This window comes from Pseudomonas sp. Marseille-QA0332, assembly GCF_054950175.1.
In genome coordinates this window covers 4,350,023-4,358,955 of record NZ_CM143106.1, presented here as the reverse complement: position 1 = coordinate 4,358,955, position 8,933 = coordinate 4,350,023, and the positions used below count along the sequence as shown (strand labels likewise).

General features: G+C 63.5%; 10 protein-coding genes. 1 reads left to right on the top strand and 9 read right to left on the bottom strand.

Translation table 11 applies throughout. The annotated features are described in order from the left end of the window. Window positions 1–6: 6 nt before the first annotated feature. Window positions 7–288 (bottom strand): HU family DNA-binding protein, encoded by a 282-nt coding sequence (locus ACY8GK_RS20130; protein WP_196181136.1) that lies wholly within the window; start codon window positions 286–288, stop codon window positions 7–9. 378 nt (window positions 289–666) lie between these two features. On the opposite strand from ACY8GK_RS20130, the gene yejK reads away from it, so the two are divergent. Next, complete coding sequence (gene yejK, locus ACY8GK_RS20125) at window positions 667–1,674, top strand: nucleoid-associated protein YejK (RefSeq protein WP_196181138.1); 1,008 nt, start codon at window positions 667–669, stop codon at window positions 1,672–1,674. On the opposite strand, the gene ACY8GK_RS20120 is transcribed toward yejK, so the two are convergent. The 8 genes from ACY8GK_RS20120 to ACY8GK_RS20085 all read right to left on the bottom strand — a co-directional run bounded on the left by ACY8GK_RS20120 (window position 1,655) and on the right by ACY8GK_RS20085 (window position 8,859). Then, window positions 1,655–2,008, bottom strand: coding sequence for a GIY-YIG nuclease family protein (locus ACY8GK_RS20120; RefSeq protein ID WP_462401892.1), 354 nt, complete (start codon window positions 2,006–2,008; stop codon window positions 1,655–1,657). The two genes, yejK and ACY8GK_RS20120, sit on opposite strands and share 20 nt — an antisense overlap. A 6-nt stretch (window positions 2,009–2,014) precedes the next feature. Then, on the bottom strand, window positions 2,015–3,295 hold the full coding sequence (locus tag ACY8GK_RS20115; RefSeq protein ID WP_462401891.1) for a CynX/NimT family MFS transporter: 1,281 nt from the start codon (window positions 3,293–3,295) through the stop codon (window positions 2,015–2,017). Window positions 3,296–3,308: 13 nt separating this feature from the next. Further along, window positions 3,309–3,956: a FadR/GntR family transcriptional regulator gene (locus tag ACY8GK_RS20110; RefSeq protein ID WP_196181142.1), complete on the bottom strand. Its 648-nt coding sequence runs from the start codon at window positions 3,954–3,956 to the stop codon at window positions 3,309–3,311. Between the two features lie 110 nt (window positions 3,957–4,066). Further along, window positions 4,067–5,113: a histidinol-phosphate transaminase gene (hisC, locus tag ACY8GK_RS20105; protein WP_196181144.1), complete on the bottom strand. Its 1,047-nt coding sequence runs from the start codon at window positions 5,111–5,113 to the stop codon at window positions 4,067–4,069. Window positions 5,114–5,115: 2 nt separating this feature from the next. Further along, window positions 5,116–6,438, bottom strand: coding sequence for a histidinol dehydrogenase (gene hisD / locus ACY8GK_RS20100; protein WP_462401890.1), 1,323 nt, complete (start codon window positions 6,436–6,438; stop codon window positions 5,116–5,118). 126 nt (window positions 6,439–6,564) lie between these two features. Beyond that, window positions 6,565–7,200, bottom strand: coding sequence for an ATP phosphoribosyltransferase (gene hisG, locus ACY8GK_RS20095; RefSeq protein ID WP_196181148.1), 636 nt, complete (start codon window positions 7,198–7,200; stop codon window positions 6,565–6,567). Between the two features lie 131 nt (window positions 7,201–7,331). Then, window positions 7,332–8,597 carry a UDP-N-acetylglucosamine 1-carboxyvinyltransferase gene (murA, locus tag ACY8GK_RS20090; RefSeq protein WP_196181150.1) on the bottom strand — a complete coding sequence of 422 codons (1,266 nt, stop codon included), beginning with the start codon at window positions 8,595–8,597 and terminating at the stop codon, window positions 7,332–7,334. 22 nt (window positions 8,598–8,619) lie between these two features. Next, window positions 8,620–8,859 carry a BolA family protein gene (locus ACY8GK_RS20085; protein ID WP_028689666.1) on the bottom strand — a complete coding sequence of 80 codons (240 nt, stop codon included), beginning with the start codon at window positions 8,857–8,859 and terminating at the stop codon, window positions 8,620–8,622. Window positions 8,860–8,933 lie beyond the last annotated feature (74 nt).

Here is an 8,933-nt window from a genome sequence, read left to right as displayed (position 1 = left end):
CGACAATTACTTGTTGATGGCGTCGTTCAGGCCCTTGGCCGGTACGAACTTGACGACTTTCTTGGCAGCGATCTCGATGGCGGCGCCAGTCGAAGGGTTGCGGCCAGTACGGGCAGGACGCTCGGAGACTTTCAGCTTGCCGATGCCAGGCAGGGTGATCTCGGCACCGTTCTCCAGCTGGTCGGCGACGATCTGGCCCAGCTGCTCCAGGGCGTTGCGCGCAGTGGTCTTCGGTGCATCGATCGCCTCGGCGATATCGGCAATCAGTTGGTCTTTGGTCAATGCCATGGTGGTGTTCCTTCCCTAATCGAATTCAGAGGTTATGCAGCGTTCTACCGGGGTCATCGACCGGACCGCAAGGTCCGGCATGGCGCGTCTTTCGCGTATGTAGATGCGTAAATCGGCGTTTGGTTCGGCCTCAGGCGAGCACGCTGCCAGCACTGCGCCACCCTCGGGGCGCAAGACCGGGCAAAACTACCACAGCAGCGGATAAATATCCGCAGCCGCCATCGTTTTTATGCAGGTTTTTCAGGGGTTTGGCCAACGAAGCCGGTGTGATTGGCGAAAAAACAGCCAACTGGGGCAGTCCTGCCGATGGTTCCCCTGCAAGCACGCGCACGTGCGGTAAACTGAAGCACTTTGCTGCACCAACCACACGAGAATTCCATGCCAATCCGTCATTGCATCGTTCACCTGATCGACAAGAAGCCTGATGGCAGCCCGGCCGTGCTCCATGCACGCGACACCGAACTGGCCGAGTCGGATGCCATCGAGAACCTGCTGGCCGACCTCAACGACAGCTACAACGCCAAACAAGGCAAGGCCTGGGGCCTGTTCCACGGCGAATCCGGAGCCTATCCACTCAGTGGCTGGCTCAAGCAGTACCTGGAAGCGGAAACGGACTTCACGGCATTCAGCAAGTTGGCCGTGGAACACCTGCAAAAGCTCATGGAGGAGTCCAACCTGTCGACGGGTGGGCATGTCCTGTTTGCCCACTACCAACAAGGCATGACCGACTATCTGGCCATTGCGCTGCTGCATCACAGCGAAGGCGTGGCGGTCAACGAGCAGCTCGATGTCACCCCTTCTCGTCACCTGGACCTGGCCCAGTTGCACCTGGCAGCCCGGATCAACCTGTCGGAATGGCAGAACAACAAGAACTCCAGGCAGTACATTTCGTTCATCAAAGGCAAGAACGGCAAGAAGGTCTCGGATTACTTCCGCGATTTCATCGGCTGCCAGGAAGGTGTCGATGGGCCAGGCGAAACGCGCACGCTGCTCAAGGCCTTCAGTGATTTCGTGGAAAGCGAGGACCTGCCTGAAGAAGCCGCTCGGGAAAAGACCCAGACCTTGGTCGACTATGCCACCAGCCAGACCAAGATGGGCGAGCCGGTCACCCTGGAAGAGCTTTCCAGCCTGATCGACGAAGAACGCCCCAGGGCATTCTTCGAACACATCCGCAACAAGGACTATGGCCTGTCGCCGGAGATCCCCGCCGACAAGCGGACACTCAACCAGTTCCGCCGCTTCACCGGCCGCGCCGAAGGCTTGTCGATCAGTTTCGAAGCCCATCTGCTGGGCTCGAAGATAGAATACGACGAAGAGGCCGGCACCCTGGTCATCAAGGGCCTACCAACCCAACTGATCGATCAGCTCAAGCGTCGCAAGGACTGATCGCAGCCTGCTGCCGTTGCGCCCGCTCGGCATAGGCGCGCACCAGCGCTTCCTTGGCCGATTTGCGCAGTCGCTTGACCAGCCGCTCCTGACGCAGTGCCTCGGATTTGTCCGGCCATTGCTCGACATACACCAGAGCTTGCGCCGGGCTGGTCTTGAAGTAGCGCGCACCCTGTCCTTTGCGGTGGGCCAGGAACCGTCGCTGCGGGTCATCGCTGATGCCGCAGTAGAGCGACCCATTGGCAGCACGCACCAGGTATACATACCAGGGCTTGATCGGCATGTTCTGCTTCACGGACGACTCGAGGCTCGGGGATGGACCTGTATGGGGCATCATCTCTCAGGCCCGTTCGCTGGTCACCTGGACATGCAGCGAACGCCCCGCCTTGAGCCCGAACAGGATCGCACTGAATGCCAACACGGCAAAGATCCAGCCAAGCGCCGACCAGCCGCCGGTAAGATCATGCACCAGGCCGACGGCGAACGGCCCCATCGAGGCCAGCGTGTAACCAACGCCCTGAGCCATGCTCGACAGGTTGGACGCCACGTGGGCGTCTTTCGAGCGCAGCACGATGAGAGTCAGTGCCAGGGCAAAGCTGCCGCCCTGCCCCAGACCGAGCAGCACCGCCCAGCCCCACAAGCCGCCCAGCGGCGCATAGAGGCAGCCGAACAGGCCAGCCAGGGTCACCAGCATGACCAGCACGATCGCCAGGCGCTGGTCCTTGCCGCGGCTGGCCAGCCACGGCACGCTGAGCGAGCTGAGCAGTTGCACCAGCACGGAACCGGACAGCACCAGCCCTGCCTGGGTAGCATCGAGGCCGCGGCCGATCAGGATCGAGGGCAGCCAGCCGAACACGATGTAGGCCAGCGACGACTGTGAACCCATGTACAAGGTCACCTGCCAGGCCAGCGGATCACGCCACAAGCCACGAACCCGATAGGCCACCCGATGAGTGCCGTGCCCCTCGCGCGCCTGGGGCAGCCAGACCAGCATCGCCAGCAGCGCCGGAAGCGCCCAGAAACCCAGCCCCAGCGCCCAGCTACCCGCGAAATGCTCGCTCAGCGGAACCGTGGCACCGGCGGCCAGCGCCGCGCCAAGGCACAGCGCCATGGTGTAGACACCGGTCAACGTGCCAGCGTGTCGGGGGAAGTCCCGCTTCACGATGCCTGGCAACAGCACACCGATCACGCCGATGCTCGCGCCAGCCAACAGGCTGCCCAGGAACACGCCACCGACGCCCAGGTTGCTGCGCAGCACGATGCCGAGCGCCAAGACCAGGAGAATGCCCAATACCACCCGCTCGCTGCCGAAGCGGCGGGCCAGTAGCGGCGCCAGCGGGGCGAACAGGCCCAGGCACAGCACCGGCAAGGTTGTCAGCAGGCCGGCCAGCGAGGCGCTCAGGCCCAGGTCCTCGGAGACTCGTGCCAGCACGGGGGCCATGCTCGACAACGCTGGACGCAGGTTGAGTGCCACCAGTACCAGGCCCAGCAGAAGCAGCCAGGGGCGCTTGGCCATGCCGGCTGGCTCGGTGCTGGCCTGCTCGTGCGCTTCGGCATCGATAAGCAGCTCATCGACGTGCGCCTCGTGACGGGAGGCTGGTTTGCGTGTCTGGTCGTTCATGTTCATTTCTTCGTCAGGATTCGATCAAGGCTCGGCTCAGCGCCATGGCCCGCTCGGCATCGCGTTGTTCAATGGCTTCGAGGATTCGTCCGTGCAGGTCGAACACGGCCTGGCTACGCGGCAGCTGGCTCATGTTGTGCTGAAGGGTCACCGCCAGCACACTCGAGAAGTACCGGTACAGCTCGCTCAATGCCGGATTGTGCGCCGCATCCACGAGGCGCTGGTGAAAGGTGAGGTCGCAGCTGACGTACTCGTCGACGTTGCCATGGAAATGCCCCGAGCTCAGCTGCAACGCCTTGCGCAACCCGTCCAGGTCCGCCTCGGTCCGGCGCAAGGCGGCCAGGCCTATGGCTTCGGCCTCGAGGATGTAGCGGGTTTCGCGTGCCTGCTCGATCGTGCAGCGTGACAGGGCCTGGACTGTCTGTAACGGATCCTGAGCCATGCGCAGGTAGCTGCCATCACCCTGCCGCACTTCCACCAGCCCGCCAAATGCCAGCACGCGCATGGCTTCGCGGACCGTGTTACGGCTGATGCCCAGTTCCAGTGCCAGTTCAGGCTCGGTGGGCAAGCGTTGGCCAACCGTCCAGGTACCCGCGGCGATTCGCTCACGCAGCTGGTCCACGGCTTGCTCGACCAGCGAGCGTTTGATCAGGAGAGTCATACTGACATCCAGTCATCGGATGAATTTGCCGCACAGCGTAACTCGTAGCTGTCGGTGCCGGCAAGACTTTGCCTCGACGCGATGGCGCGCGCCGAGGCAAAGGACGGCGGTCAGTGCAAAGCGTCGAGCAGCGCCTGATTCTGCTCTGGCGTGCCGATGGTGATGCGCAGGAACTGGGCGATCCGCTGTTGCTTGAAATGACGAACGATCACCCCCTGCTGGCGCAGGCGCGCAGCCAGTTCGGCCGCATCCTGGCGAGGATGCCGGGCGAAGATGAAGTTGGCTGCCGACGGCAGCACTTCGAAGCCACGTTCGAGCAACGCCTGCACCAGGCTCTCGCGGCTTTCGATCACCTTGCGGCGGGTCATGTCGAAGTAGGCATCGTCCTGGAAGGCTGCCGCTGCCCCGACGATCGCCATGCGGTCGAGCGGATAGGAGTTGAAGCTGTTCTTGATGCGCTCCAGCGCTTCGATCAGGTCTGGCTGACCGACAGCCAGACCGACACGCAGACCGGCCAGCGAACGCGATTTCGACAGCGTCTGGGTGACCAGGAGGTTGTCGTAGCGATCGACCAGGCTGATGGCGCTCTGCCCACCGAAGTCGATGTAGGCTTCGTCGACCACCACCACCGAATCCCGGTTGGCCTGCAGCAGTCGCTCGATGTCCTCGAGCGGCAACAGCACGCCGGTGGGCGCGTTCGGGTTGGGGAAGATGATCCCTGCATTGCGCTTGCGATAATCGTCCACGCGGATGCGGAACTGCTCGTCCAAGGGCACCTGCTCGAAATCGATGCCGTACAGGCCACAGTAGACCGGATAGAAGCTGTAGCTGATATCGGGGAACAGCAACGGCGCATCGTGCTGGAACAGGCCGTGGAAGATGTGCGCCAGCACTTCGTCCGAGCCATTGCCGACGAACACCTGTCGCGCCGCGATGCCGTAGTGCTCGGCCACGGCCTGCTTGAGCAGGTCGCCGTTGGGGTCCGGATACAGCCGCAGGGAGTCGCCCAGCTCGCCGCGCATGGCTTGCACTGCCTTGGGCGACGGCCCGTAGGGGTTTTCGTTGGTGTTGAGCTTGACCAGGCGCGACAGCTTGGGCTGCTCGCCCGGCACGTAGGGCACCAGGTCCTTGACGAAGGGGCTCCAGAATCGACTCATGTTCATTTTCCCTCTTCGCTACGGATACGGTATTCGGCACTGCGGGCGTGCGCCGTCAGCGATTCGCCACGGGCCAGCACCGAGGCGGTCTGCCCCAGCTCGGAGGCACCTTGCTCCGAGCAGAAGATGATCGACGAACGTTTCTGGAAGTCATAGACACCCAGCGGCGACGAGAACCGCGCGGTGCCGGAGGTCGGCAGGACGTGGTTGGGGCCGGCGCAATAGTCGCCCAGCGCCTCGCTGGTGTGCCGCCCCATGAAGATCGCGCCGGCATGACGGATCCGCGGCAGCCATGCCTGGGGATCGGCGACCGACAGCTCCAGGTGCTCGGGCGCGATGCGGTTGGCCACTTCGATGGCCTGCTGCATGTCGCGCACCTGGATCAGGGCGCCGCGGCCATCGATCGACTTGCCGATGATCTCGGCCCGCTCCATGGTCGGCATCAGCTTGTCGATGCTGGCGGCGACACGGTCGAGAAAGGCGGCGTCCGGGCTGACCAGGATGGCCTGGGCGTCCTCGTCGTGCTCGGCCTGGGAGAACAGGTCCATGGCGATCCAGTCCGGATCGGTCTGGCCATCGCAGACCACCAGGATCTCGGACGGACCGGCGATCATGTCGATACCGACCTGGCCGAACACGTGGCGCTTGGCAGTCGCCACATAGATGTTGCCGGGGCCGACGATCTTGTCCACCAGTGGCACGCTCTCGGTACCGTAGGCCAGCGCGGCGACGGCCTGGGCGCCACCGAGGGTGAAGACCCGATCGACGCCGGCGATGCAGGCAGCGGCCAGCACCAGCTCGTTCACCTCACCGCGTGGGGTCGGCACGACCATGACCACCTCGCCCACTCCGGCCACCTTGGCGGGAATCGCGTTCATCAGCACGGACGATGGGTAAGAAGCCTTGCCACCCGGTACATACAGGCCGGCGCGGTCCAGTGGCGTGACCTTCTGGCCTAGCACGGTGCCATCGGCCTCGGTGTATTGCCAGGAATCCTGTTTCTGCCGTTCATGGTACATGCGCACGCGATCGGCGGCTTTTTCCAGGGCCTGGCGCTGCTCTGGCGTGATACGGCTCAGGGCCAGCTCGAGCCGCTCGCGGCCAAGGATCAGCTCGGCCATCGACTCGACCTGCAGGCCGTCGAAGCGCTGGGTGAACTCCACCAGCGCCGAGTCGCCTCGTTCGCGTACGGCCTTGATGATGTCCAGCACGCGCTGGTTGACCGTTTCGTCGGACACGCTTTCCCAGCTCAGCAGATGGTCCAGATGACGGGCGAAGTCCGGATCGGCGGCATTGAGACGGGCGATTGCAGTGGACACGGTCATGACGAGGGCCTCGATTGTTGGCGAATGCTCAGGCGCCCTAGGCTACCAGTCCATCCGCGCGGGCACCCGAGAAAAAAGGCAATGACGCGGATGGACGGGCGCGACCGCGAAGGTCGCGCACGAAAGTCAGCCGCGATGTCGCGATTCTACCGCTTGGCGCAGGGTATCGATCAGGCTCTGGATGCGGGCGTGCTGCATTTTCATGGAGGCCTTGTTCACCACCAGGCGCGAGCTGATGTGAGCGATGAGTTCCTGTGGTTCCAGGCCATTGGCGCGCAAGGTGTTGCCGGTATCGACCACGTCGATGATCTTGTCGGCCAGGCCGATCAGCGGTGCCAGTTCCATCGAGCCATACAGCTTGATGATGTCGACCTGACGACCCTGCTCGGCATAGTAGCGCTTGGCTACGTTGACGAACTTGGTGGCGACACGCAGACGTCCCTTGGGCTGTGGCGCGTCGACGGCACCGGCCGTCATCAGCTTGCAGCAGGCAATCTGCAGGTCCAGAGGCTCATACAGCCCCTGGCCGCCATACTCCATCAGCACGTCCTTGCCGGCCACGCCGAGGTCGGCCGCACCATGCTCGACATAGGTGGGCACGTCGGTGGCACGCACGATGAGCAAGCGCACGTCATCCTGGGTGGTGGGGATGATCAGCTTGCGGCTCTTGTCCGGGTTCTCGGTAGGCACGATACCGGCTTCCGCCAGCAGCGGCAGGGTATCGTCGAGGATCCGGCCCTTGGATAGCGCGATGGTCAACATGGAACGTCTGTCCTTAAGCAGCTATGGCCGGTCGGGCCCTGCCCGACCGCTTGGGGTTACGGCTGGCGCCTCCATGCGCCGGTCAGGGACTGGCGCCGTGCGACGGGCGCTGCGCAACTTTCGTACGAAACCTAGCCCGGAACGCGTCGGATCTTGGCACCGAGCATCTGCAACTTTTCCTCGATGCATTCATAGCCACGGTCGATGTGGTAGATGCGATCGATCAGGGTATCACCCTCGGCGACCAATGCCGACAGCACCAGGCTGGCCGAAGCACGCAGGTCGGTCGCCATCACCGGAGCGCCCTTGAGCGCCTTGACGCCGGTAACGATGGCGGTATTGCCTTCGACTTGGATCTGCGCGCCCATGCGGTGCATTTCGTACACGTGCATGAAGCGGTTCTCGAAGATGGTCTCGATCACCGCGCCGGTGCCTTCGGCAATGGCATTGAGCGAAATGAACTGCGCCTGCATGTCGGTGGGGAACGCAGGATACGGCGCGGTCCGCAAGTTGACCGCCTTCGGGCGCCGGCCATGCATGTCCAGCGAGATCCAGTCGTCACCGGCGGTCACGTCGGCGCCGGCTTCCTTGAGTTTTTCCAGGACCGCCTCGAGGATCGTCGGATCGGTGTCCTTGACCTTGACCCGGCCACCGGTGACGGCCGCGGCGACCAGGTAGGTACCGGTCTCGATACGGTCGGGCATGACCCGGTAGGTCGCCGAGTGCAGACGCTCGACCCCGTCGATCACGATGGTATCGGTGCCGGCACCCTGGATCCGCGCGCCCATGGCGATCAGGAAGTTGGCCAAGTCGACCACTTCTGGTTCGCGGGCGGCGTTCTGCAGCACGCTGCGGCCCTTGGCCAGGGCTGCGGCCATCATGATGTTCTCGGTACCGGTCACGCTGACGGTATCGAAGAAGAAATGCGCGCCACGCAGACCGCCTTCAGGCGCCTGGGCCTTGATGTAGCCGCCTTCGACCTCGATCTTCGCGCCCATGGCCTCCAATCCGCGAATGTGCAAATCGACCGGTCGCGAGCCGATGGCGCAACCACCTGGCAAGGCGACCTCGGCCTTGCCGAAGCGGGCGACCATCGGCCCCAGCACCAGGATCGAGGCACGCATGGTCTTGACCAGCTCATAGGGCGCGACCAGGGTCTTGATGGTGCGCGGATCGATCTCGACCGACAGCTTCTCGTCGATCACCGGCTCGATGCCCATGCGGCCGAACAGCTCGATCATGGTGGTGATGTCGTGCAGGTGCGGCAGGTTGCCGACCGTGACCGGACCGTCGGCCAGCAGGGTCGCGGAAAGAATCGGCAGGGCGGCGTTCTTCGCCCCGGAGATGCGGATTTCGCCGTCGAGGCGCGCGCCGCCAGTGATAATCAGTTTGTCCATAGGAGTCTCGCCGCCAGTTGGCTCAGGTGCGCTCAGCCCAGGCTGCGCTGCTGAAAAATTTCATGGTTACCGCATGGATGCTGCCGTTGGCGATCCACGGATTCAGGTGCGCATAGATCGCCTGCTGGCGCTTGACCGGGCTCTGGCCGGCCAGTTCGTCGCTGATCACGTTCAACTGGAAGTTGCAGCCTTCGCCCTCAACTTCGACCCGGGTTCCCGGCAGTTTTTCTTCAAGGAAGCTCTTAACTTCTACGGCCTGCATGCTCAACCTCAATCGGCGCCCTGTGCGCGCGGGTCGGCCATCATACAAAAAAGCCCCTCGCCTGCGAACCCCAT

Excerpts from the sequence above, each read along its gene's own strand:
- ACY8GK_RS20130 (WP_196181136.1), bottom strand. The coding sequence starts at position 288 with ATGGCATTGACCAAAGACCAACTGATTGCCGATATCGCCGAGGCGATC.
- ACY8GK_RS20115 (WP_462401891.1), bottom strand. The coding sequence starts at position 3,295 with ATGAACGACCAGACACGCAAACCAGCCTCCCGTCACGAGGCGCACGTC.
- hisG (WP_196181148.1), bottom strand. The coding sequence starts at position 7,200 with ATGTTGACCATCGCGCTATCCAAGGGCCGGATCCTCGACGATACCCTG.
- ACY8GK_RS20120 (WP_462401892.1), bottom strand. The coding sequence starts at position 2,008 with ATGCCCCATACAGGTCCATCCCCGAGCCTCGAGTCGTCCGTGAAGCAG.
- yejK (WP_196181138.1), top strand. The coding sequence starts at position 667 with ATGCCAATCCGTCATTGCATCGTTCACCTGATCGACAAGAAGCCTGAT.
- ACY8GK_RS20110 (WP_196181142.1), bottom strand. The coding sequence starts at position 3,956 with ATGACTCTCCTGATCAAACGCTCGCTGGTCGAGCAAGCCGTGGACCAG.
- murA (WP_196181150.1), bottom strand. The coding sequence starts at position 8,597 with ATGGACAAACTGATTATCACTGGCGGCGCGCGCCTCGACGGCGAAATC.
- ACY8GK_RS20085 (WP_028689666.1), bottom strand. The coding sequence starts at position 8,859 with ATGCAGGCCGTAGAAGTTAAGAGCTTCCTTGAAGAAAAACTGCCGGGA.
- hisD (WP_462401890.1), bottom strand. The coding sequence starts at position 6,438 with ATGACCGTGTCCACTGCAATCGCCCGTCTCAATGCCGCCGATCCGGAC.
- hisC (WP_196181144.1), bottom strand. The coding sequence starts at position 5,113 with ATGAGTCGATTCTGGAGCCCCTTCGTCAAGGACCTGGTGCCCTACGTG.